Source organism: Streptomyces sp. TLI_171 (genome assembly GCF_003610255.1).
Classification (GTDB): domain Bacteria; phylum Actinomycetota; class Actinomycetes; order Streptomycetales; family Streptomycetaceae; genus Kitasatospora.
This window is the reverse complement of record NZ_RAPS01000001.1, coordinates 4580754-4603963: the sequence shown is the minus strand read 5'-3', so window position 1 is coordinate 4603963 and position 23210 is coordinate 4580754. Positions and strand designations below refer to the sequence as shown.

General features: G+C 75.0%; 17 protein-coding genes and 1 riboswitch. Of the genes, 3 read left to right on the top strand and 14 right to left on the bottom strand.

Annotated features, from left to right (window positions below; genetic code table 11):
* Nucleotides 1–143 precede the first annotated feature (143 nt).
* From BX266_RS21050 to BX266_RS21025, 6 genes are all read right to left on the bottom strand, one after another.
* Complete coding sequence (locus BX266_RS21050) at nt 144–1079, bottom strand: Ppx/GppA phosphatase family protein (RefSeq protein ID WP_099902040.1); 936 nt, start codon at nt 1077–1079, stop codon at nt 144–146.
* Nucleotides 1076–1720: a DUF501 domain-containing protein gene (locus tag BX266_RS21045; RefSeq protein ID WP_099902038.1), complete on the bottom strand. Its 645-nt coding sequence runs from the start codon at nt 1718–1720 to the stop codon at nt 1076–1078. The genes BX266_RS21050 and BX266_RS21045 overlap by 4 nt, the downstream gene beginning before the upstream one ends.
* A 42-nt stretch (nt 1721–1762) precedes the next feature.
* Nucleotides 1763–2206 (bottom strand): septum formation initiator family protein, encoded by a 444-nt coding sequence (locus BX266_RS21040; RefSeq protein ID WP_259464784.1) that lies wholly within the window; start codon nt 2204–2206, stop codon nt 1763–1765.
* A gap of 104 nt (nt 2207–2310) precedes the next feature.
* Nucleotides 2311–3594: a phosphopyruvate hydratase gene (gene eno / locus BX266_RS21035; protein WP_099902034.1), complete on the bottom strand. Its 1284-nt coding sequence runs from the start codon at nt 3592–3594 to the stop codon at nt 2311–2313.
* Between the two features lie 231 nt (nt 3595–3825).
* Nucleotides 3826–4494: a transglycosylase family protein gene (locus BX266_RS21030; RefSeq protein ID WP_099902033.1), complete on the bottom strand. Its 669-nt coding sequence runs from the start codon at nt 4492–4494 to the stop codon at nt 3826–3828.
* Between the two features lie 3 nt (nt 4495–4497).
* Nucleotides 4498–4696, bottom strand: a riboswitch (cyclic di-AMP (ydaO/yuaA leader).
* Between the two features lie 232 nt (nt 4697–4928).
* Nucleotides 4929–6173, bottom strand: a complete 1245-nt coding sequence (locus BX266_RS21025) for a cytochrome P450 (RefSeq protein WP_099902031.1) — start codon at nt 6171–6173, stop codon at nt 4929–4931.
* A 154-nt stretch (nt 6174–6327) separates the two neighbouring features.
* Here BX266_RS21025 and BX266_RS21020 point away from each other — a divergent pair, with 154 nt between their 5' ends.
* Nucleotides 6328–6747: an SDR family NAD(P)-dependent oxidoreductase gene (locus tag BX266_RS21020; protein ID WP_180290561.1), complete on the top strand. Its 420-nt coding sequence runs from the start codon at nt 6328–6330 to the stop codon at nt 6745–6747.
* A gap of 7 nt (nt 6748–6754) precedes the next feature.
* Here the strand turns inward: BX266_RS21020 and BX266_RS21015 are convergent, their stop codons facing one another.
* From BX266_RS21015 to BX266_RS20995, 5 genes are all read right to left on the bottom strand, one after another.
* On the bottom strand, nt 6755–7753 hold the full coding sequence (locus BX266_RS21015; protein WP_099902028.1) for a MazG family protein: 999 nt from the start codon (nt 7751–7753) through the stop codon (nt 6755–6757).
* 40 nt (nt 7754–7793) lie between these two features.
* On the bottom strand, nt 7794–8420 hold the full coding sequence (locus BX266_RS21010) for a SurA N-terminal domain-containing protein (RefSeq protein ID WP_180290560.1): 627 nt from the start codon (nt 8418–8420) through the stop codon (nt 7794–7796).
* Between the two features lie 126 nt (nt 8421–8546).
* The gene (locus BX266_RS21005) at nt 8547–10094 is read right to left on the bottom strand and encodes a serine/threonine-protein kinase (RefSeq protein ID WP_259464783.1); all 1548 of its coding nucleotides are present in this window, start codon (nt 10092–10094) and stop codon (nt 8547–8549) included.
* The gene (locus tag BX266_RS21000; protein ID WP_099902023.1) at nt 10091–10696 is read right to left on the bottom strand and encodes a hypothetical protein; all 606 of its coding nucleotides are present in this window, start codon (nt 10694–10696) and stop codon (nt 10091–10093) included. Before BX266_RS21000 ends, BX266_RS21005 begins: the two co-directional genes overlap by 4 nt.
* Nucleotides 10697–10789: 93 nt before the next feature.
* A complete protein-coding gene (locus tag BX266_RS20995) occupies nt 10790–12925 on the bottom strand; it encodes an N-6 DNA methylase (RefSeq protein ID WP_180290559.1) in 2136 nt (711 codons plus the stop codon).
* 180 nt (nt 12926–13105) lie between these two features.
* On the opposite strand from BX266_RS20995, the gene BX266_RS20990 reads away from it, so the two are divergent.
* Nucleotides 13106–13699, top strand: coding sequence for a DUF4352 domain-containing protein (locus BX266_RS20990; RefSeq protein WP_099902020.1), 594 nt, complete (start codon nt 13106–13108; stop codon nt 13697–13699).
* A gap of 54 nt (nt 13700–13753) precedes the next feature.
* Here the strand turns inward: BX266_RS20990 and mfd are convergent, their stop codons facing one another.
* Nucleotides 13754–17362 (bottom strand): transcription-repair coupling factor, encoded by a 3609-nt coding sequence (mfd, locus tag BX266_RS20985; protein WP_099902019.1) that lies wholly within the window; start codon nt 17360–17362, stop codon nt 13754–13756.
* Between the two features lie 555 nt (nt 17363–17917).
* Between mfd and BX266_RS20980 the strand changes: the two genes are divergently transcribed.
* Nucleotides 17918–19225, top strand: coding sequence for a nucleotide sugar dehydrogenase (locus tag BX266_RS20980; RefSeq protein WP_099902017.1), 1308 nt, complete (start codon nt 17918–17920; stop codon nt 19223–19225).
* Nucleotides 19226–19274: 49 nt separating this feature from the next.
* On the opposite strand, the gene BX266_RS20975 is transcribed toward BX266_RS20980, so the two are convergent.
* Together BX266_RS20975 and BX266_RS20970 are read right to left on the bottom strand one after the other, a co-directional pair.
* Nucleotides 19275–20597 carry a hypothetical protein gene (locus BX266_RS20975; RefSeq protein WP_099902016.1) on the bottom strand — a complete coding sequence of 441 codons (1323 nt, stop codon included), beginning with the start codon at nt 20595–20597 and terminating at the stop codon, nt 19275–19277.
* A gap of 173 nt (nt 20598–20770) precedes the next feature.
* The gene (locus BX266_RS20970) at nt 20771–23197 is read right to left on the bottom strand and encodes an SUKH-4 family immunity protein (RefSeq protein WP_099902014.1); all 2427 of its coding nucleotides are present in this window, start codon (nt 23195–23197) and stop codon (nt 20771–20773) included.
* Nucleotides 23198–23210 lie beyond the last annotated feature (13 nt).

Sequence of the window (23210 nt, the reverse complement as noted above, 5' to 3'; positions counted from 1 at the left end):
GCTGGCGGCACCTTCGGTCCCACATTTCGGACGGACCGGGCACGAGGGTGGGTCGAAAGGCTGGATTGCCATGTGAAGAAATTCACGAAGGTTCTCGCGGCGACACGCCGGAGGCCCCCCGGCGGGGCCTCCGGGCGCTCGGCTCAGACGATCGACCAGGCGATTCCGTCGAGGATGTCGTGCTCGGAGACCAGCAGTTCGGCGGCCCCGGTGCGCTCCATGATCTCCAGCAGGACCAGCGCCCCGGCGGCGATCACGTCGACCCGGCCGGGGTGCATCACGGGGACGGCGGCCCGCTCGGCGTGCGAGGAGTGCAGCAGCCACTGGGCGGTCTCCCGGACCTTCTCGACGCCCAGCACCGCGTGGTGGATCGCCTCGGAGTCGTAGCCGGGCAGTTCCAGGGCGATCCCGGCGACGGTGGTGACCGTGCCGGCCAGGCCGACCAGGGTGGCGCCGGAGTCCAGCGGGACCAGCCCGGCGACGGTGTCCAGGGCGGCCCGGACGTCGGCCCGGGCAGCCTCGATCTGGGCCTCGGTGGGCTGCCCGCCGGCGAAGTGACGCTCCGTCATCCGGACGCAGCCGATGTCCGCGGAGTGCGCGGCCTGCACGTCGTGCTCGCCGAGCACGAACTCGGTGGAGCCGCCGCCCAGGTCGAACACCAGGTACGGCGGGCGGTGCGGGCCGCCGAGCAGTTCCCGGGTGGCGCCGGTGAAGGACAGCCGGGCCTCCTCCTCACCGCTGACCACGCTCGGCGTGATGCCGAGGATCTCCTTGACGCCCGCGGTGAACTCGGCGGCGTTCTCGGCGTCCCGGGAGGCCGAGGTGGCGACCATCCGGATCCGCTCCGGGCCGACCCCGTGCGCGGCGATGACCTCCGCGTACTCGCGGCAGGCCGCGAAGGTGCGGGCCAGCGCCTCGGGGTGCAGCCGGCCGGTCCGGTCCACGCCCTGGCCGAGCCGGACGATCAGCATCCGCCGGTCCAGGTCGGTGATCTCGCCGGTGGCCGGGTCGAGGTCGGCGATCAGCAGGCGGATCGAGTTGGTACCGCAGTCGATCGCGGCGACCCGGGTGACACTCACGACTCGTCGTCCTCCGGTTCGGCACGGCGGGCGGCGCGTTCGGCCCGCTCGGCGCTCAGCGCCTCCTTGGCGGCGATGGTCGCGGCGTGGTCCTGCGCCTTCGCCCGGTTGCGGGCGACCCGGCCGCCGGCCGCCTCGACCTCGGCGGGGCTGACGCAGGGGCCCTTGGCCCACCAGTCCTCCAGCATCCCGATCGCCTCGTCGCCGAGCGGGTTGACGCCCTCGCCGGCCGCCAGCGAGTGGCCGACCAGCACGTGCAGGCACTTGACCCGGTCGGGCATGCCGCCGGCGCTCGGGAAGCCCTCCAGCACCTCGACGGCGTCCCGGCGGGCGATGTAGTCCTCGTGCGCCCTGCGGTAGGCGTCGGCGAGTTCGGGGTCCTCGGCGAGCCGGGCGCTCTGCTCCTTCATCACGCCCTCCGCCTCCAGGGTGCCGATCAGCGAGGCGGCCCGGGGGCAGGTCAGGTAGTAGAGCGTGGGGAAGGGCGTGCCGTCGGGCAGCCGGGGCGCGGTCTCCACCACGTCGGGGTTGCCGCACGGGCAGCGGTGGGCGACGGCCCGCAGCCCGCGCGGCACCCGGCCGAGCTGGGCGGCGATGGCGGCGATGTCGTGGTCGTCCACGGGAGGGTTCTGGTTGCTCATCAGAGGTCTGTTCGTCAGGGGGCGGGGGTGGGTGACCGGGAGTCAGGGCGCGGCCGGCGGCGCGGGCAGCGCGGCGTCGGCGGCGTCCACCGAGTCCCAGAGGGTGGCGTACCAGGGGCGCAGCGCCTTCGGCCGGCCGGCCTGGGCGGCGTCCGTCGAGGAGGGCTTGGCGCCGGGCGAAGGCTGCGGGTCGACCGAGACGAACGGGGTCTCGCCGGGCAGCGCGTAGTGCAGCCGCTGCCGGGCCTGCGCCTTGACGTACTCCGGGTCCTGCCAGCGGGCCTTCTCCCGGCGCAGTTCGTCGACCTGCTGGCGGGCGTGCTCGGCCTTGGCCCGCTGGGCGGCGATCTCGCCGCGCTGGGCGATGTACTGCCGGGTGGGGTAGGCGAGTATCGCCACCAGCGAGCACAGCACGAGCACCAGCACGGTGGCCCGGCTGGTGAAGCGCGGTCGCGCCGCCAGTCCGGGAATCCTCCACTTGGCCATCTGCTCGCCCCTCCTGCGCATGCCGGTGCCCCGGCCCCACCCTACGCGGTGGGAGCCGGGGCACCGGTCAACAAGGCTTGGTGATTCAGTCCTTGCCGTGCTTGTCAGTTCGCGCGGAACCGCGGGAAGGCGGAGCGGCCCGCGTACTCGGCGGCGTCGTCGAGGATCTCCTCGATGCGCAGCAGCTGGTTGTACTTGGCGACGCGCTCGGAGCGGGCCGGGGCGCCGGTCTTGATCTGGCCGCAGTTGGTCGCGACGGCGAGGTCGGCGATGGTGACGTCCTCGGTCTCGCCGGAGCGGTGCGACATCATGCAGCGGTAGCCGTTGCGCTGGGCCAGCTCGACGGCGTCCAGGGTCTCGGTGAGCGAGCCGATCTGGTTCACCTTCACCAGCAGCGCGTTGGCGGTGCCGGTCTCGATGCCCTTGCGCAGGCGCTCCGGGTTGGTGACGAACAGGTCGTCGCCGACCAGCTGGACCTTGTCGCCGATCGCGTCGGTGATGGCCTTCCAGCCGTCCCAGTCCGACTCGTCCAGCGGGTCCTCGATGGAGACCAGCGGGTAGTCGGCGACCAGCTCGGCGTAGTACGCGATCAGGTCGGCGGAGGAGAGCGCCTTGCCCTCGAACTGGTAGGCGCCGTCCTCGAAGAACTCCGACGCGGCGACGTCCAGGGCGAGCGCGACGTCCTTGCCCGGGGTGTAGCCGGCCTTCTTGATGGCCTCGGTGATGAGGTCCAGCGCCTCGCGGTTGGAGTCCAGGTTGGGGGCGAAGCCGCCCTCGTCGCCCAGGCCGGTGGAGAGGCCGCGCTCCTTCAGCACGCCCTTGAGCGTGTGGTAGACCTCGACGCCCCAGCGGACGGCCTCGGAGAAGGACTCCGCGCCGATCGGGGCGATCATGAACTCCTGGATGTCGACGTTGGAGTCCGCGTGCGAGCCGCCGTTGAGGATGTTCATCATCGGGACGGGCAGCACGTGGGCGTTCGGGCCGCCCAGGTAGCGGAACAGCGGCAGGTCGCTGGCCTCGGAGGCGGCGTGCGCCACGGCGAGGGAGACGCCGAGGATCGCGTTGGCGCCGAGCGAGGACTTGTCCGGGGTGGCGTCCAGGTCGAGCATGGCCTGGTCGATGAGGCGCTGCTCGGTGGCGTCGTAGCCGACCAGCTCGGGGCCGATCTGCTCGATCACGGCGAGGACGGCCTTCTCGACGCCCTTGCCGAAGTAGCGGTTCTTGTCGCCGTCGCGGAGCTCGAGGGCCTCGAAGGCGCCGGTGGAGGCACCCGAGGGGACAGCCGCACGACCGGTGCTGCCGTCGTCGAGACCGACCTCGACCTCGACCGTGGGGTTGCCGCGGGAGTCGAGGATCTCACGGGCTACGACGACATCAATGGACGGCACGAGGCATCTCCTAGCGGAAGCGGATGTGTGGTCGTTACGACCAGAGCCTAGCCTTAGACCGCTCCGCGGCCACGCCCGGCCGGGCCCCGTCTCACGGTGTGGCCGGGCTACTCACGGGTAGTTCACCTGAATGCCCGCCGCTCCGCCGCCCCGGGCGGCGCGAACTTCACTGCGCGCGCCCGGAACGGACGGGGCGTCAGGCGGATCCGGGACCTCTTCGGGTCTCCGGCGTCAGAGTGCGAGCACCTGGCCGGGCAGGATCAGGTCGGGGTCGGCGCCGATCAGTTCGCGGTTGGCCCGGTAGATCTGCTCCCACCCGCCGGCCACCTGTCGGGCGGCGGCGATCCCGGAGAGGGTGTCCCCGTCCTGGACGGTGTACCCGCCGGCGGGGCTCTGCGGCGCCTGCGCGGGTGCGGCCGGCGGCTCCGGCTTCGGGTCCTGCTTCGGCGCCTTCGGCCCGGGCGCGGTCGGGCGCTCCTGCGAGCGGGAGGCGGTGTCCTCGGACGTCTCGGCGGGCGCTCCGCCCTTGGCGAGCCCGGCGCGCTTGGAGCAGACCGGCCAGGCGCCGGGTCCCTGTGCGGCGAGCACCCGCTCGGCCACCGCGATCTGCTGGGAGCGGCTGGCCCGGTCGGCGCTGGACGCGTACTGGCCGCCGCCGAAGGCGCGCCAGGTGGAGGAGGAGAACTGCAGGCCGCCGTAGTAACCGTTTCCGGTGTTGATGCTCCAGTTTCCGCCGCTCTCGCACTGCGCCACCCGGTCCCAGGTGTCGACGGGTGCGGCTGCCGCTCCGGAGGCGGCGAGCAGGGGCAGGGCCAGGCCGACCGAAGCGACGCCGGCGGCGACGACGAACTTCTCGGCCTTGGTACTACGGCGGTGGCGACCGGTGTTGGCGAACAGCATGGGACATCCTCTCCGCACGCCTGCGAGGTGAGCTGTCGGGTTCGGACCGGGAGGTTGGCCCGGCCGCCGGCGGGTCCGGACGCGGCTGCGTCCGCTGGTCGGCGGCTTCACCCCAAGCCGTTGGGACTTCGGCGTTCACACTGGTTCCCCCGCTCCCGTCCGTTCACTGGTCGGTGGCCCGAGGACGCGGCGGACGGGACTCGGCGCTCCGCGATCGGGGCCCGCAGCAGCGGGCATGTCGGAGAGTAAGCAGAGCTGACGGGCTATCACAAGCTCATATCACCGTGATCACGTCGAAATTACGCACGATCGGACCACGTACACGAACCATCCAGGTATGTCCGCATTCATCCGGACCGCGATCGCGCAATGCGCCCCCGCCCCGGCGCGTCGTCCCCCCAGCGGGGCGGCGTGTCGCGGTTCCTGAAACGGCGTCAGCGGGGCGTGAAGGAGACCGGGAGGTCGCGCAGACCGCGCATGATCAGCCCGCCCCGCCAGCGCAGCTCGGCCGGATCGGCGGCCAGCCGGAGGTCCGGAAGCCTGGTCAGTAGGCTGCCGATCGCGCACTGCCCCTCAAGTCGCGCCAGCGGCGCGCCGATGCAGTAGTGGATGCCGTGTCCGAAACCCAGGTGCGGGTTGTCCGAGCGCGCCAGGTCGAGGGTGTTCTCGGCCGCGAACCGGGCCGGGTCGCGGTCCGCCGCGGCCAGCACCACCAGCACCGGGTCGCCGACCGGGATGTCCACCCCGCCGACGGTCAGCGGCGCGGTGGCGAACCGCCAGGTGGCCAGCTCCACCGGGCCGTCGTAGCGCAGCAGCTCCTCGACGCCGGTGGCCAGCAGGCCGGACTCGCCGCGCGCCAGCGAGTCCTGGAGCAGGGTGCGCTGGTCCGGGTTGCGCAGCAGCGCGTAGGCGCCGTTGCCGATCAGGTTGATGGTGGTCTCGAAGCCGGCGAACAAGAGGATGAAGGCCATCGCGGCGGCCTCGTTCTCGGTCAGGTGCTCGCCGTGGTCGCTCGCCCGGATCAGGCCGGAGATCAGGTCGTCGCCGAGGTCGGCGCGCTTGCGGTGGATCAGGTCGGCCAGGTAGCCGCGGATCTGCTTGACCGCGCGCCCGACCCCTCCGCGCTTGCCCCCGGTGTGGCGGATCATCATGCCCGCCCAGTCGCGCAGGTCGTCCTGGTCCTCCTCCGGCACGCCCAGCAGGTCGCAGATCGCGTAGATGGGGAGCGGGAAGGCGAACTCGTGGATCAGGTCGGCCTCGCCGCGCCCCGCGAAGGAGTCGATCAGCCGGTCGGTGAGCTGCTGCACCCGCGGGGCGAACTCGGCGACCCGGCGCGGCGTGAACGCCTTCGAGACCAGGCGGCGCAGCCGGGTGTGGTCCGGCGGGTCGATGTTCAGCAGGTGGGTCATCAGGTCGGCCTGCCGCTCCCCCGGGATGCCCACCCGGCCGGTGCGGTGCGCCTGTTCGCTGTGGTGCGCCGGGTTCTTGGAGAGCCGGGCGTCCGCCAGCGCCTGCCGCGCGTCCGCGTAGCGGGTGACCAGCCACGCCTCGACCCCGCTCGGGAGCGTGGTGCGGTGCACGGGGGCGTGCTCGCGCAGCCAGGCGTACGCCGGGTACGGGTCGGCCGCGAACTCCCAGGTGAACAGTTGCGGATGGGCGGCGTGGGGCTGATCTGGCATGTCTTGACCGTATCTGTAGGGGCCGCCGCGTGAGTCTGGTCACCTGGTGGGTAATCCCTGTTGCGGAGCGTCGGGGCGAGCCTACGATCCTCCGATAACCACGATGGGCGGCGTGCGGGCTGCCCACGGGTTCGCTCTGAAAGGGGAGCAGGCCATGCGAGTAGCCGGTGCAGTGGTGGTCATCGCGGTGCTCGACGGAGGTTCGGGAGCCGACCTGGCCCGGAGGTTCTCCGCCGCCGGCGCCGCCGGCCTGCTCATCGCCGATCTGCGCCCCGGCATCGCCGAGGACCTCGCCGCCGAACTCGACCGCCCCGGCTGCCCCGTGGTCGGCGTCTCCGGCGACGTCCACCACCCGGCGGACATCGCCGCCCTGGTCGACACCGCCGTCAAGCACCTCGGCCCGATCGACCTGTTCGCGGTGGCCGGCCCGGACGGCGAGCGCATCGTGCAACTCGCCGACCTGCCCGGCCACCTCGACCCGCTGGCCGAGGTGCTCGCCCTGGTCGGCGAGGCCATCGGCGAAGTGGTGCCGGCCCAGCGCCGCCCCGTCGCGGACGTCCCGCTGGCCGGCTGACGGACCGTCAGCCCGCCTCCGGCAGACCCTCCGCGGTCCGGACCGCCGCGCGGTACCGCCGGGCCGCCGCGCGCAGCGCCGCGTCCACGTCCACCCCGCGGTCGTAGGCGCGCTGCGCGACCGCCAGCAGCAGTTCCCCCGCCGACTCCGCGGTGAGCTCGGCGGGCAGCGCGTACGGCGCGTCCGGCACGCCGGTGAACTCCGCCCGGCGCACCCGGGAGACCAGCTTCGCGGCGTACGCCAGCGCGGGCAGGCCGGCCGGCACGCCGTCCAGCACCGATTCGCGCTGCTTCTCCGCCGCCTTCAGCTGCTCCCAGTTGGCCTCGGTCTCGGCCGAGCCCGTGACGCTGACGTCGCCGAACACGTGCGGGTGGCGGTACATCAGCTTCTCCACGATGTCGCCCGCGACGTCGTCGATCGAGAACGGGTCGGCGGCGTCCTCCTCGGCGATCCGGGAGTGGAAGAACACCTGCAGCAGGACGTCCCCGAGCTCCTCGCGCAGGGTCTCCCGGTCGTCCTCCTCGATCGCCTCGACCAGTTCGAAGGCCTCCTCCACCAGGTACTTCACCAGGCTCCGGTGGGTCTGCTCGGCGTCCCACGGGCAGCCGCCCGGCGAGCGCAGCCGGTCCATCACCGAGACCAGGTCGAGCAGCCGGGCGCCCGGCAGGTCGTAGGAGCCCGGCAGCACCTCGATCTCCGGGTGCTCGCCGGCCTCCTCCACCGCGATCCGGGCCAGCGCGTCCGTCAGCCCCGGGTCGCCGTCCGGGCTCTCCAGCCACACCGCCGGGGCCGCGGCCAGCAACTGCCGGGCCAGCGCCGGCGCCGAGCCGCGCTCGACCAGCTCCGGCACGACGCCGGCCGCCCGCAGCGCGGGCAGCTGCGGGTGGTCCGCGACGCCGGCCAGCACCCTGGGCGCGGCGCGCAGCGCCTCCCAGGCGGGCCAGGAGAGCAGGCCGGGCGCGATGCGGTGGGTGGTGGTCAGCAGGGTCAGCTTCGGAGTGTCCACACCTCGAAACCTACCCGGCCGCGCGGCGGGCTCCGGCGAATTACAGCGGCCGGACGTTCTTCGGCAGCCAGTTCTCGGTGACGTCGGTGAGGCCGATCCGGGCGGTGTCCCAGCTGCCGTAGCGCGGGTTGACCTGGATGTGCAGGGCGGTTCCGGCGTCCACCAGGGCCTTGCGGATCAGGGCGTCGCCGTCGGCGCTGGTCGGGTCCTGGCCGTCGGCGAGCTTGGTGAGGCCGATCTGCTGCCGGTAGAAGTCGTCGATGCCGGCGGCGGGCACGCCCTGCTTGCTGAGCAGCAGCTGGGCGAGCACGGCGTCGCTGCCGACGGTGCGGACGTCGCTGCTGCGGGCGGTGCCGATCTCGGCGGCGGTGACGCTCAGGTGGCGGTCCGTCAGGGCACGGGCGACGACCCGGTCCAGGATCAGGTCGGAGACCGCGTGCCGGGCCAGGCCGGGCTGCTCGTTGGCCTTGCCGTCGGCCTGTGCGGTGGCGCCGGCGCGGATGGCGGCGACCCGGGCCTCCACCTGGGCGATGGTGATCCGTTCGTCGCCGACGACGGCGGCCGCGCCCTGGTGCGCCGGTGCGCCGCTGCAGGCGGCGAGCGCGGCGGCGACGACCGCGACGCCGAGCGCGGCGCGCAGTCGGCGGGCGGAGCTGGTGCGGATCACTGGGGCCTCCCGGTCGGTGGAGTGCGGTCCGGTGGTGCTCTGCGTACGTGGCTGGGACGAACAATAGGGAGCGCCGCCCCGTGGTGCCAGACCCCGCGCGTGGATCTCCTGCGACTGCATCCGTCGCTAGGTGGCGTAGGGGTTGGTGGTGGTGCGGTGGGCGCCGAGCCGTTCGAGGTGGGTGCGCAGGCGGTGGACGTCCGGGTGGTGCGGGCCGTGCCGGCGTTCGGTCTCCAGGAGGAGTTCGAGCAGGGCCTGCCAGCCGGTCGCGGTGTGGCCGGTGGCGGCCAGCAGCAGGCCGATCCGCTCACGCAGTTCGGCGCCGGCCGGGGCCTCGGGCGGGAGGGCGGCGAGCACCGCGCGGTACTCGGCGAGGGCCTCGGCGGGGTGGCCGAGGTGTTCGAGGCAGCGGGCGGCGTGCCGGCGGTGGTCGAGGGCCGCGGGGTCGTGGGGCGCCGCGGTCGCGGTGAGTCGACGCAGCTCGGGGAGGGCCTCGGCCCAGCGGCGCTCGGTGAGCAGGGTGCGGGCCCGGATGGCCCGGACGGTGCGCACCAGCGGCGCGGCCTCGCCCTGTTCGGCGACGGCCCTGGGCAGCAGCGCGGCGGCCAGGTCGAGCACCTCGGTGTGCCGGCCGGCCTCGACCAGGTCGGAGAGCCGGGCGCAGGCTCCGGAGAGGGTCTCCTGCTCGGGCCGGGGGGCCGGCGCCCGGGCCGCCGCGGCCGGCGGCAGTTCCACCGGGTCGGCGGCGGGCTGCGGGTGGTGCGGGTAGCGGTACGGGTCGCCGGGGTCGGGGACGGCGGGCAGCCGGGTGCGGACCCGACCGGTGGGGGCGGGCAGCAGGGGCAGCAGCATGGCGTGCACCTCCGCGGCGTCCGCGGGCCGCTCGGCGGGGTGTTTGGCGAGCAGCCGCAGGACCAGCGCCTCGACCGCGGCCGGCACTTCGGCCCGCAGCCGGCGCAGCGGCACGGGCGGGTCGTCGACCTGGCGGCGCAGCACGCCGAGCGCGGTGGGGGCGGGGAACGGGGGCTGTCCGGCGAGCATCTCGTGCAACATGCAGCCGAGCGCGTACAGGTCGCTGCGGCGGTCGGCGTCCGCGGCCATGGCCTGTTCGGGGGCCATGTAGGCGGGGCTGCCGATCGGGCTGCCGGTGAGGGTGAGCCGGGTGGCGGTGGGGTCGAGGGCGGCGGCGATGCCGAGGTCCAGCAGTACGGCCCGCCCGTCCGGACGGATCATCACATTGCTCGGTTTCAGGTCGCGGTGGACCACCCGCGCCCCGTGCACCGCGCCCAGCGCGGCGCAGAGCTGTCCGGCGACGGCGGCGGCCTGCTCGACGGGCAGCGGGCCCTCCTCGGCGATCAGGTCGGCGAGGCTGAGGCCGGGGACCCGCTGCATCACCAGGTACAGCTCCTCGTCGTCGACGCCGGCGTCGTACACGGTGACCAGCCCCGGATGGTCCAGGGCGGCGCTGATCCGGCACTCGCGCAGGAAGCGCTGCCGCAGCAGGTCCGCCTGGCCGTCGCCGTGCCCGCTCGGGTACGGCACCGCGTCGGCGCGCAGCAGCTTCACCGCGACCCGGCGGTCCAGCCGCCGGTCGTGGGCGGCCCAGACCTGGCCCATCCCGCCGTGGCCGATCTTCTCGGCCAGCAGGTACCGCTCGCCGACGGTACGGCTCACGGCTGCCCGTCCCCGGCCTGCCGCCGCAGGAGTTCGCCGAGTTCACGCAGCTCGGCGGCCCCGGTCTGCCCGGGCGCGGGAGTCTGCGCCGGCCCGGGTGCGGGCGTCGGCGCGGGCACCGCGGGCGCCGGGTACGGCGTCGGGGTCGGCGTGGGCGTCGGATACGGGGCGGCCTGGTACGGGTTGGGGTACGGCGCGGTCGGCCCCGCCGCCGGGTACGGCTGGGGCGGCGTCGGGTACCCCGGGTACCCGTAGCCGTAGCCGTAGCCGGGAGCGGGCCCGGGAGCGGGCGCGGGCCAGAAGCGGCGCTGGTTCATCACCAGGAAGTGCACCGGCGTGCCGATCCACAGCGGGATCAGCACCAGCGCAGCGACCAGGTTGCTGATCTCCCCGTCCTTGGGGGTCAGGCCCATCTCGATGTACAGGGCCAGCTGCATCAGGCCGATGACCACCGCGCCCACGATGTCGGCCCTGCGCTGCCGCCCGACGGCGAGCACCACGGACGGCGCCATGCCGACGATGCCGAGCGTCAGCACCGGGGTCAGGGCGCACAGCACCGTCACCCAGGTCCGGTAGGGGCCGGACGCGGCGCGGGCGGGCATGGGCGCTCCTCGGTGACGGCGGTGCAGATGCTGCGCACACGGTACCGCCACCCGCCGACCCGTCGAGAGCCCGTTCGCCGCGCCGACGCCCCGTCAGTTCGGGCCGGTGTCCTGCCGGGCCGGGCCGGTGGCGCCGGCGGCCAGGCCGTCGGTGAGCGCCCGGGTCAGCGCGCGGGCGTCGGCCACCGCCCCGGCCAGCGCCGCCTCGTAGTCCGCGATCCGCCGGAACGCCGCGCCCAGCTCCCGCTGCTGCCCGACCGGCACCCGGGGCAGCTCGAACCGCCGGACGTCCAGCCGGCTGGTGGTGGAGGCGAAGCTGCTGGCCCGCCGTCCGGCGCCGGTGGCGCGCAGTTGGCCGGCCAGGAAGTCCGGGTCGAGCAGCGCCGGGTCGGGCCGCAGCAGGTGCAGCCTGGCGCCCAGCGCCGCCCCGAGGTAGGGGCTGCCGGGGTGCACGGCCTGCGCGCCCTCCCCGCCCAGCGCCGGCACCAGCACGTCGCCCTGACGGACCGTCAGCTCGTCGGCGTCGGTGGCGGCGCTCGGCGGGGCCGCGCTCTGCAGGTCCTGGTCGGTGACCAGCGGGGTGCGGCCGCCGGGCCGGGCGGGTGCGCCCTGGCCGGAGGAGTGCACCTCCAGGGCGCCGGAGCGGGCGAGTTCGCCGATGCTGACCTGTGGCGGCGGGGCGCTGCCGGTCGGGGCGAGGGCGGGCAGCGCGGCGTCCAGTTCGGCGAGGCGGGCGAGTTCGGCGGCCAGCCGCTCGCGCAGCCCGGTCAGGGCGCCGGGCGCGGCGCCGGCGGGCGCGGCGGGCAGGTGGCGGGCGGGGGTGAGGTCGGTCTCCTCGTCCAGCAGGTCGAGCGCGGGGACGGCCCGGTGCCGGCCGGGCCGGTCGGCGGGCAGCGGGCCGCCCGCGCGGGCGGCCCGGTCGAACTCCTGCCATGCCGTCAGCACCGTCTCCCGCAGCGCCTCCTGGTCGATCCGCTCCCGGCCGCCGTCGGCCGCGGCGTCCAGCAGCAGCACGTGCCGGAAGTCGTCGCCGGGCACCGGCCCGCGCAGCACCCACACGTGCAGCGGCACCCCGTACGGCGGGGCGACGCCGGCGGGCAGCGCCACCACGGCGCGCAGCGCACCGGAGCGGACCAGTTCGGCCCGCACCCGGCGGCCCGCCCGGCGGGAGGCGACGGTCGGCGGCAGCAGCAGCACCGCCGTCCCGCCGGGCCGGGTGTGCGCCAGGCAGTGCAGCACCCAGGCCAGTTCGGACTCGCCGCGCGGCGGCACCACTCCGCCCGGCCAGCGCGAGTCGTACTGCAACTGGTCGTGCCCCCAGTCGCGTTCGTTGTAGGGCGGGCGGCACAGCACCGCGTGCGCGCGCGCCCCCGGGAACGCGTCGGCGCGCAGCGCGTCGCCCGCCCGGACGTCCAGCGGCAGCCGCCCGGTGCGGTCGGCGGGCGCGGCCAGCGCGAGGCGCAGCAGCGCTACCCCGGCCAGGTCCGGGTCGGCGTCCTGGCCGAGCCGTTCGACGTCCGTCCCGGACCGTCCGCCGGGGACGGCGGCCAGCAGCACCCCGCCGGCGCCGCAGGCCGGGTCGAGCACGGTCCGCTCCCCCGCGGCGGCGGCCACGTCGTCGGCCGGCCCGGCGAGCGCGGCCAGCAGGGCGGCGGCGTCGGGCGGGATGGGCTGCTGAAGCCGGGGGTTGGCCTCGGTGTACCTGGCCAGCAGCAGCTCGTACGCGTCGGCCGGCCCGGTGTCTGCGGTCAGCGCGGCCAGCAGGCGGGCCAGGTCCAGGTGGGTGGCGCCGGCGATCAGCGGCAGGCCGAGCGCGGCGGGCGCGTCCGCACCGAGCGCCTCGGCGGCGGCGCGGCGCAGCGCCTTCGGCAGCGCGGTGGCCAGCCGGGTGTCCGGCTGCTCGGCGAGCTCGGCCCGGACCGACGGCTCGCGGTGCAGCAGGAGCAGCAGCGACCCGGCCGCGACCAGCGGGGCGACGGCCGGTCCGACCGGGTCGCGGAGCGTCTCCAGCTGCTGCCAGACCCGTTCCAGCAGCGGCAGTTCGGAGAGTTTGCCCTGGGCGCGCAGCCACTGCTCGACCTGGTCCAGCCGGAACGTCGGGCTGGTCTCGGTACCGCCCGCGGGGCGCGGGAAGTCGGCGTGGCGGCGGCGCCAGTTGGAGACCGCGGCCCGGCCGACTCCGGCCAGCCGGGCGATCTCGGCGGCCGTCACCTCGGGACTGTCCGACATCGGCGGGCTCCTTCGCGGGCGGCTGTGGCCACACAGCATAGCCAGTACGCCATCCCATCGGGTTCACATGTGAACAGAGAGGTTTCTCTAAGTCTCGTTGACATTGTTCACAGTCCCATGGTCCACTGAAGTCGTCGCCGGGACACCGGCCACCACCGAACTCCAGGGGGAGAACCCGCCATGTCCGTCCGCGCCACCAACCGCCGCACCGCCGCCGTCCTGCTCGGCGCGGCCCTGCTCGCCGCCGCCACCGCCTGCGGCCCCACCGACAACTCCGTCTCCACCACCCCCAAGAGCAGCGCCGCCGCCTCCAGCGGCGCGCCGCAGGCGCAGAGCGGCGACCAGGGAAAGTCGACGGTCGCCAAGCCCGGCGACACGATCGCGCTCAAGGGGACCGAGAAGACCAACTCCGCGGACGTGACGCTGGTGAAGGTCGTCGACAACGCGGAGGGCGCGGACGAGTACACCAAGCCCGCTGACGGCAAGCGCTTCGTCGCCGTCCAGTTCCGGATCAAGGCCACGGGCTCGGCGGCCTACGCGGACGCCCCGCAGAACAGCGCCAAGCTCCTCGACGCGCAGGGCCAGGGCTTCGAGTCCACCGTCGCCGAGACCAAGGCCGGCCCGGAGTTCCCCGTCCCCGCGAACATCGCCCCGGGCGAGAGCGCGCTCGGCTTCATCACCTTCGAGGTCCCGGCCGACGCCAAGCTCGACAAGGTCCAGTTCGCCCTGGACAGCGGCTTCGCCCAGCAGTCCGGCCAGTGGAAGCTCGGCTGAACGCACACAGGGGCGCGGGGAACAGCGCCCCCGCGCCCCTGGTCGCCCCGCGCGTCAGCGCTTCAGGTCGTCGAACATCGTGGTGAGGAACTCCGTGCACCAGGTCAGCAGGTCGCGGCCGACGAGGGGCTTGCCGCCGATCCGGCCGCCGGTGCTGGGACGCGGGACCAGCAGCTGCTGGGCGGCGGACTTGAGCTGGGTGCGGGGGTAGAGGCGGTTGAGGCGCAGCTGCTGGGACTCGCGCAGGTCGACGGGGCCGAAGCGGACGAAGTTGCCCTGCAGGGTGATGTCGCCGATGCCGCAGCGCCGCGCGAACAGTCGCAGACCGGCCACCAGCAGCAGGTTCTCCACCGGCTCGGGGAGCTTGCCGTAACGGTCCGTCAGCTCCTCGCGGACCTGCACGATGTCGGCCTCGGAGTTGACCGCCGCGATCGAGCGGTAGGCCTGCAGGCGCAGCCGCTCCCCCGGTGCGTAGTCGTGCGGGACGTGCGCGTCCACCGGGAGTTCGATCTTCACCTCCAGCGGCTCCTCCTCGGGTTCGCCGCCGCCCGTCTCCAGGGACTCCCGGAACTCGGCGACGGCCTCGCCGACCATCCGCATGTAGAGGTCGAAGCCGACGCCCGCGATGTGGCCGGACTGCTCGCCGCCGAGCAGGTTGCCGGCGCCGCGGATCTCCAGGTCCTTCATCGCGACGTACATGCCGGCACCCATCTCGGTGTGCTGGGCGATGGTGGCGAGGCGCTCGTGGGCGGTCTCGGTGAGCGGCTTCTCCGGCGGGTACAGCATGTAGGCGTAGCCGCGTTCGCGGCCGCGGCCGACGCGTCCGCGCAGCTGGTGGAGCTGGGACAGGCCGAAGGTGTCGCCGCGTTCGACGATCAGGGTGTTGGCGTTGGAGATGTCGATGCCGGACTCCACGATGGTGGTGGAGACCAGGACGTCGAACTCCTTCTCCCAGAAGTCGACGACGACCTTCTCCAGCTGGGTCTCGCCCATCTGCCCGTGCGCGGTGGCGACCCGCGCCTCGGGCACCAGGTCCTTCAGCCGGGCCGCCGCCTTGTCGATCGACTCGACCCGGTTGTGGATGTAGAACACCTGGCCCTCGCGCAGGAGTTCCCGGCGGATCGCGGCGGAGATCTGCTTCTCGTCGTACGGGCCGACGAAGGTCAGCACCGGGTGCCGCTCCTCGGGCGGGGTGGTGATGGTGGACATCTCGCGGATGCCGGTGACCGCCATCTCCAGGGTGCGCGGGATCGGGGTGGCGGACATGGTCAGCACGTCGACGTTGGCGCGCAGCTTCTTCAGCTGCTCCTTGTGCTCGACGCCGAAGCGCTGCTCCTCGTCGACGATGACCAGGCCGAGGTCCTTGAACCGGGTCTCCGAGGAGAACAGCCGGTGGGTGCCGATCACCACGTCCACCGAGCCCTCGAACAGGCCCTCCAGCACGGCCTTCGCCTCGGTGTCGGTCTGGAACCGGGACAGCGCCTTCACGGTGACCGGGAAGTTGGCGTACCGCTCGGCGAAGGTGGAGAAGTGCTGCTGCACCAGCAGCGTGGTCGGCACCAGCACCGCCACCTGCTTGCCGTCCTGGACGGCCTTGAACGCCGCGCGCACCGCGATCTCGGTCTTGCCGTAGCCGACGTCGCCGCAGATCAGCCGGTCCATCGGGACGGACTTCTCCATGTCCGACTTGACCTCGCCGATGGTGGTCAGCTGGTCGGGGGTCTCGGCGTACGGGAAGGCGTCCTCCAGTTCCCGCTGCCAGGGGGTGTCCGGGCCGAAGGCGTGGCCGGGGGCGGCCATCCGGGCCGAGTACAGCTTGATCAGGTCGGCGGCGATCTCCTTGACCGCCTTCTTGGCGCGCTGCTTGGTCTTGGCCCAGTCCGCGCCGCCCAGGCGGTGCAGGGTCGGGGCCTCGCCGCCCACGTACTTGGTGACCTGGTCGAGCTGGTCGGTGGGCACGAACAGCCGGTCGCCGGGGTGGCCGCGCTTGGCGGGGGCGTACTCCAGCACCAGGTACTCGCGGGTCGCGCCCTGCACGGTCCGCTGCACCATCTCCACGTACCGGCCGACGCCGTGCTGCTCGTGCACCACGTAGTCGCCGGCGGCCAGCGCCAGCGGGTCGATGGCGTTGCGGCGGCGGGACGGCATCCGGCGCATGTCCTTGGTGGAGGACCTCTGGCCGGACAGGTCGGTCTCGGTGACGACGGTGAGCTTCAGCGCCTCGTCGACGAAGCCGTGCTCGATCGAGCCGCAGGAGACGTACACGACGTCCCGGGTCGGGGCCTCGGCGAGGTCGGCGACCAGCCGGGCCGGGATGCCCTCGTTGCCGAGCACCTCGGCCAGCCGGGACGCCGGGCCGTGACCCTCCGTCACCATGACCACGCGCCAGTCCGAGGCCAGCCGCTCCTTGGCGTCGGCGATCGCCCGCGCGGTGTCGCCGCGGTACGCCTCGACGGCGTGCATGCCGAGCGTCAGGGTGTCCGCGTCGAATTCGAGGATCTCGCTGACGCTGGAGTCGCTGGTGGCGAACGGGCTGACGGACCACCAGGGCAGGCCGATCCCGGCGGCGTGCTCGCGGACGTCCGCCAGCGACCGCAGCGAGGCGGCGGAGACGTCGATCGCCTCCAGGTCGATCGGACGGTCGGCGCCCGCGGCGGCGGCCACCCAGGACGCGGCCAGGAACTCCTGGCTGGTGGCGACCAGGTCGGCGGCCCGGGTGCGGACCCGCTCCGGGTCGCAGACCACCGCGATCGAGCCGGTCGGCAGCACGTCCAGCAGCAGCTCCATGTCGTCGACCAGCACGGGGGCCAGCGACTCCATGCCCTCGACCGCCACTCCCTGCGCGATCCGGTCCAGGATCTCGCCCAGCTCCGGGTGCCGGGCGGCCAGCTCGGCGGCCTTCGCCCGCACCTCGTCGGTCAGCAGCAGCTCCCGGCAGGGCGGCGCCCACAGGCCGTGCTCGGCGATCTCCAGGGAGCGCTGGTCGGCGACCTTGAAGTACCGGATCTCCTCGACGTCGTCGCCCCAGAACTCCACCCGCAGCGGGTGCTCCTCGGTCGGCGGGAAGACGTCCAGGATGCCGCCGCGCACCGCGAACTCGCCGCGCTTCTCGACCAGTTCGACCCGGGCGTAGGCGGCGGCCGCCAGCTTCCGGGCGACCTGGTCCAGGTCGTGCTGCTCGCCGCGCCGCAGGGCCACCGGCTCCAGCTCGGCCAGGCCCTTCACCTGCGGCTGGAGCACCGAGCGGACCGGCGCGACGACCACCTGCACCGGCCCGGCGGCCGGGTCGTCGGCGCGCGGATGAACGATCCGGCGCAGCACCGCGAGGCGGCGGCCGACGGTGTCCGAGCGCGGGGAGAGCCGCTCGTGCGGCAGCGTCTCCCAGGCCGGGAACTCGGCCACCGCGTCGGCGGGCAGCAGGGAGCGCAGCGAGGCGGCGAGGTCCTCGGCCTCCCGGCCGGTGGCGGTCACCGCCAGCACCGGGCGGCCCCGCTCACCGGCGCGGGCGGCCAGCGAACGGGCCAGCGCGGCGATCGCGAACGGCCGGGCGGCGGGCGGGCCGACCAGGTCGAGGTGCTGCCTGTGCCCCGTGGCCGCCGCCTCGATCGCCTCGGCGAGGGCGGCGTCCCGTACGACGACATCGAGCAGTCCGGACAGGCTCATACGTCAAGTTCTCCACGGCGGGGAGTGGCCCGGCGCCAGAGGGGCGGCCGGGCAGCGCGACAGGCCCGGAACGCGGTGCGCCCGGGGGGTGTCCAGCCTACGCCGCACAGCCGCCGTCCACGCGGCGCGGCGTACCGCCGGGCGTCCGACCGGCGCACGGAGCGACCGACCGGGCGGCCCGACTGAGCTGGGGCGAGGCTCGTTCAGAGATCATGCGGTCGACACATTGCTGTCACTGTGCGTCCATGGTCGCCGCGCAGGATTGAGTCCAGCGCACGCCGCATCCAACCGTGGGGGATGGCTGTGGAAGCGCGGTCGCACCTCGATGGGGGTCGGGAGTGCGAAGGCCGGGCGACCCTGGGTGGGGGCGCCCGTGCCACTCACGCCGGGACTCGCGGCGTCCGCTCCGGCGGGCGCCGCGGATCTCGGCGTCCTGGCGTTCGGGGCCGTCCTCGGCCACTTCCGGCGAAGCGGCCCGCGCGGAGGGCGGGGCTCCGTACTCTCGTGTGAAGAAGGTGTGGGGACGCCGGTCATTTTCCAGGGGGTTTCTTCGTCATGCGCGTCGTCATCGCAGGTCAGGGCTATGTCGGACTCCCGCTGGCGGTTCGCGCCGCCGAGGTGGGGCACCGGGTCGTCGGGTACGACGTGGACGAACGCCGGATCAAGCGGCTCGCGGTGGGCGAGTCCTACGTCGAGGACATCCCCGGGGAGCGGCTGCGGCCGCTGCTGGACGCCGGGCAGTACCTGCCGACGGCCGACCCGGCCGAGGTGGCGGACTTCGACATCGCGGTGATCACCGTCCCCACGCCGCTGCGGGACGGCGTGCCCGACCTCTCGTACATCGAGGCGTCGGCGAAGCTGCTCGCCCGGCACCTCAAGCGGGGGGCGACGGTGGTGCTGGAGTCCACCACGTACCCGGGGACCACCGAGGAGCTGCTCGCCCCGCTGCTGGAGGCCGGCTCCGGGCTGCGGGCCGGCGCGGACTTCCACCTGGGCTACAGCCCCGAGCGGATCGACCCCGGCAACCCGGTGTGGAAGCTGGAGAACACGCCGAAGGTGGTGTCCGGGACGACGCCGGAGGGGCTGGCGGCGGTCGCCGGGTTCTACGGGCAGCTGGTGGAGCAGACCGTGCCGGTCTCCTCCTGCAAGGAGGCCGAGCTCACCAAGCTGCTGGAGAACACCTTCCGGCACGTGAACATCGCGCTGGTCAACGAGCTCGCGATGTTCGCCCACGACCTCGGCATCGACGTCTGGGAGGCCATCGACGCGGCCTCCACCAAGCCGTTCGGGTTCCTGCGCTTCACGCCCGGGCCGGGCGTCGGCGGGCACTGCCTGCCGATCGACCCCTCGTACCTGTCCTGGCGGGTGGAGCGGGCCCTCGGGCAGTCGTTCCGGTTCGTGGAGCTGGCCAACGACGTCAACAGCCACATGCCCGACTACGTGGTCCGCCGCCTCGCCGACGCGCTCAACCAGCGCCGCCGCGCCGTCAACGGCTCCCGGGTGCTGGTCCTCGGCCTCGCCTACAAGAAGAACACCGGCGACGCCCGGGAGACGCCCGCCGCCCGGGTGGTCGAGCTGCTCACCCGGATGGGCGCCGAGGTCCGCGCGGCCGACCCGCACGTGGTGGCCGGCGTCCACGTCGCCGAGCCGCACATCCCCGGGCAGCGCGCCCCCGACCACGACGGCGGCCCGCTGGCCGGCGTCCACCGGGTCGAGGCCACCCCCGAGGAGCTGGCGGCGGCCGACGCGGTGATCCTGCTCGCCGACCACGACGAGTTCGACTACCCGGCCGTCGCCGCGCACGCCCGGTACGTGCTGGACTGCCGGCGCCGGCTCACCGGCGCGACCGTCGAGGTCCTGTAGGAGCGCGAATCCCCCTCCCGCCACGAACAGGAGGGGGATCGACGTTCCGTCAGCCCCGGCGCTGGATCCGGTTGCGGTCCGGGCGGGTGTCGTGGTCGATGCCGTCGTCGACGATGACGATCTTCGGGACGATGCGGGTCTCCGCCTCCGGCTCCGCCGCGGGCGGGGTCACCGGCTTCGGCGGGGTCGCGGGCTGCGCCGGGGCCGGGGACGGGGACGGGTCCTTGGCGAAGCTGGCGGGCTTGGTCGGCGGGGCCGGGGGCTCGGCGGGCTGCGGGGTGTAGGGCTTGCGCGGGTCCCGGGCCTTGGGCCGGTCGTCGGCGACGGCCTTCAGGACGGCGGTGGGCCGGTCGGTGGCCGGCGCAGCGTCCGCCTGCGGCGCGGCCTCGGCGGCGGGCGCGGCGGCCGCCGCGGGCTCGGCGGCGACGGCCGACTTGCTGAGGTCGGCCTTCTTCGCCTCGACGGCCTTCTTGACGTCCTCGGGGTCCTCGATCGCGCCGACGGCCGCGCCGGTGAGCGAGGCCAGGGTGCCCTTGATGTGGTCGAGGTGGGTCTGCACCTTGTCGAGGCGCTTGGTGAAGTCGGCCTGCTCGCGCTCGCTGGCGATCTTGATCCGGGCGGCCTTCTCCTTGGCCCCGGCGAGCGCGGCGTCCGCCTTGGCCTGGGCGTCGGTGTCCAGCCGGCGGGCCTCCGCGAGCATCGCCTCGCGGTGCTGCTCGGCCTCCCGGACCCGGGCCTCCGCGGCGGCGGTGATCTTGGCCACCGCCTCGTCGGCCTCGGTCTCCGCGGTGGCGACCTCCTCGTCCGCCTTGCGGCGGCGCTCGGCGAGGGCGACCTCGGACTGCTCGGACGCCTGCGCGGCGGAGACCCGGACCCGGGCGGCGTGGCCGGTCGCGGCGTGCACCACGGCGCGGGCCTCGGCGTCGGCCTCGGCGCGGATCCGCTCCGCCTCGGCGCGGGTGCGCTCCTCGGTGCGGCGGACGGCCTGGTCGGTGTCCTCGCGCAGCTTGGCGGCGAACTCCTTCGCCGCCCTGGCGGCCGCCTCGCCGGCCTCGTGGGCGGCGTCGCGGGCGTCCTCGCCGGCCCGCTCGGCCTTGGCGTGGATGGCGTCGGCCTCGTTCATGGCGATGCCGAGCAGCGCGGCGGCCTGGTCGCTGAGCTCGCCGAAGTCGGGGTCGGGGGCGTCCTCGGCCGCCTGCTGGATGTCGGAGAGGCGCTTCTCCATCTCGCGCAGGCCGCCGCCGAGCACGCTGAGCCGCTCCCACGCCTCGTCGCGTTCGCGGCTGAGTGCGGCGACGGCCGCATCGACCTGGTCGGGCGCGTAGCCGCGCCGGGAGACAGTGAAGCCGTACTGGGACACGGCGTCGCTCATTTCGGCTGTTCTCCTCGTGCTCGCGGGCTGCGCAGCCCCGCCGGGTGCGCGGTTCGGGTGGGGCGGACTGAACCGTCCCATTGACCTATTTTGCGCAGATACGAACGCAAACCAAACAGGCCGCCGTCGCGCGGCCGGGGGAACCGGCCGCACGGCGGGGGGCACAGGTGGTGCTAGAGCAGGCCGTCCCAGAGCTGTTCGACGAGGACCGCCCACCAGCTCTCGGGGGTGTGCAGGGCCGCCGGGTCGGCGGCCAGCAGCTGGGCCTGCAGGTCCGTGGTCCAGCGTCCGGCCTGCTCCGGCGTGAGGCCCAGGCGCAGGCGCCACATCCGGGCCAGCACCAGCAGGCAGTGCGCGAACTCGGGGACACCGCTGTTGACGAACCGCGGCGGTTCGGCCGGGTTCTCGATGTCGACGGCGACCACCGCCGCGGTGCCGTACTGCACGCACAGCTGGCGGCCGTAGTCGTTGCCGAGCACCAGGTACCCGCCGAAGTCCGGCCCGGCCGGCAGGCCGCGCTCGGCGGCGAGCTCGCCCAGCGTCGGGATCGGCCGGCCGTCCTGGGCCTGCGCCCAGAAGAACGGCGCGAACTCGCGCGGCAGACCGACCCACATCAGGGTCTGGGCCACCGCGTCCGGCACGCCCTGGCGGGAGACGGCGCGCTGCTCGAACCGGAACATCCCCGGCCCGAACAGCTGGCCGAACTCGCCCGCCAGCTGCTGCGGCGGCGGCACCGGCAGCGGCGGGACCGAGCCGGGCGCGGGCAGCGGCACCCGGACGGTGCGCGGCCGCGGCGGCGCGGACACCAGCTGGTGGAGCTGCTCGACGTGCTCGTTCAGCACCGCCATGCCGGCCTGCCGGGCCGCGGTGTCGCGGCCGTACGGGGCGGTGTGGCTGATCCGGGCGTTCGGCCAGGACGCCTTGACCATCCGGGCGCAGTAGCCGGCCGGCAGGTCGCACAGCTCCAGGTCGGTGTGCACCTCCAGCACCTGGTCCGGGGGCACGCCGAGGCGGCGCAGCTCGTGCAGGGCCTTCCACTCGGGGTGCGGGGTGCCGGGCTCGGACAGCATCACCAGGCTGCGCTCGGAGCCGTCCGGCGCGCGGTAGTTGACCACCGCGGTCGAGCCGGGGCCGATGGTGGGCGCGCCGGACGGCGGCGCGGCCGCCGGGGCGGGCCCGCCGGGGCCCTGGGGCGCACCAGGGCCCTGGGGCGCGCCGGGGAACGGCGCACCGGGCGGCGGCGGCACCGGGCCGCCCGGGAACGGCTGGCCCTGCGGCCCGCCGGGGAACGGCGGCTGGCCGGGGAACGGCTGGCCGTGCGGCGCGCCGGGGAACGGCGGCGGCACCGCGCCGCCGGGCGGCGGGGCGGGCAGCTCGATCGCCGGGGCCAGCTGGGTGGCCTGGTACGCGACGGCGGCGGCCTCGGGCGCGGCGGACGCCGGCGGGGCGGCCGGGCCCGGTCCGGCGCGCAGCTCGCCCGGGGCGGGCGGCGGCGGGACGCCAGGGCCACCGCGGCCGCCGGGGCCATGGGCGGGGCCGCCGGTGTTCGGCAGCAACTCGTTCGGCGGGGGCGGCGGCGGAGCGCCCGGACCGCTGCGGCCGTGCGCGGACGGCGCGGGGCCGCCGGAGTTCGGCAGCAGCTCGCCGGGCGGGGGCGGCGGCGGAGCGCCGGGGCCGCCGCGACCGGGCGCCGCGGGCGGGGGCGTGCCGGGCAGGCCGGGCGCGCCGGGCAGGCCCATCAGCCCGGGCGGGCCGTCGGTGGCCAGCATGGTCGGCGCGTGCTCCAGCGCCGGCGGCGGAACGGGGGCACCGGGCGCCGGGGTCGACGGCGGCGCGGGGGGCATGCCCACCGGGAACGGCGGGGTGGCGCCGGGCGGCCCGGGCGGGGCCAGCAGCGTGGCGGCCGGGTCCGGGGCGGGCGCGGCGGGGGCCGGGAGCGGCGGCGTGGCGCCGGGCGGCACCGGCGGGGCCAGCACGGTCGGCGCCTCGGCGCCGGCCGGCGGCGGGACGGCCGCGCCGGGGACGGGGGTCGACGGTCCGCCGGGCGGGAACGGCAGGCCCGGGGCGAGCACCGTGGCCGCCTCGGAGCCGGCCGGCGGCGGGACGGGCGTGCCGGGGGCGGGCGTCGCGGACCCGCCCGTGAAGTAGCTGGGGCCTTCCCCGGCGGGCTCCGGCAGCTGCACCGGCCGCGGGGCGGCGGGGGCGCCGAGGCCCGAGGCCTCGGCGGCGATCGCGGCGGCCCCGGCCTCCTGCAGCCACTGCGGGGGGCTGAGCAGGAAGGAGGTGGCCTCGACCGCGCCGCGCACGGGCTTGGCCGGGCCGGCCGGGTTGGGCTCGCTCTCGGCGCCGTACAGCTCCTCGAACTGCCGGACCACCTCGTTGACCGGCAGTGGCGGCCAGAGCGTGCTGGCGCCGCTGTCGCGGGCGATCACCAGGCGCAGCGAGCTGCCGGGGCCGCCGCTGTGCTCGCTGCCGTCGACGGCCCAGCAGACGAAGCCCAGGTCGAACTCCCGGACCCGCACCTCGCGGTGCTGCGAGCGCGGTACCCCGGAGTTGATCCAGTCCTCGGCGGTCTCCTGCGCCTGCGCGTACGTGGTCACCACGTCTCGTCCC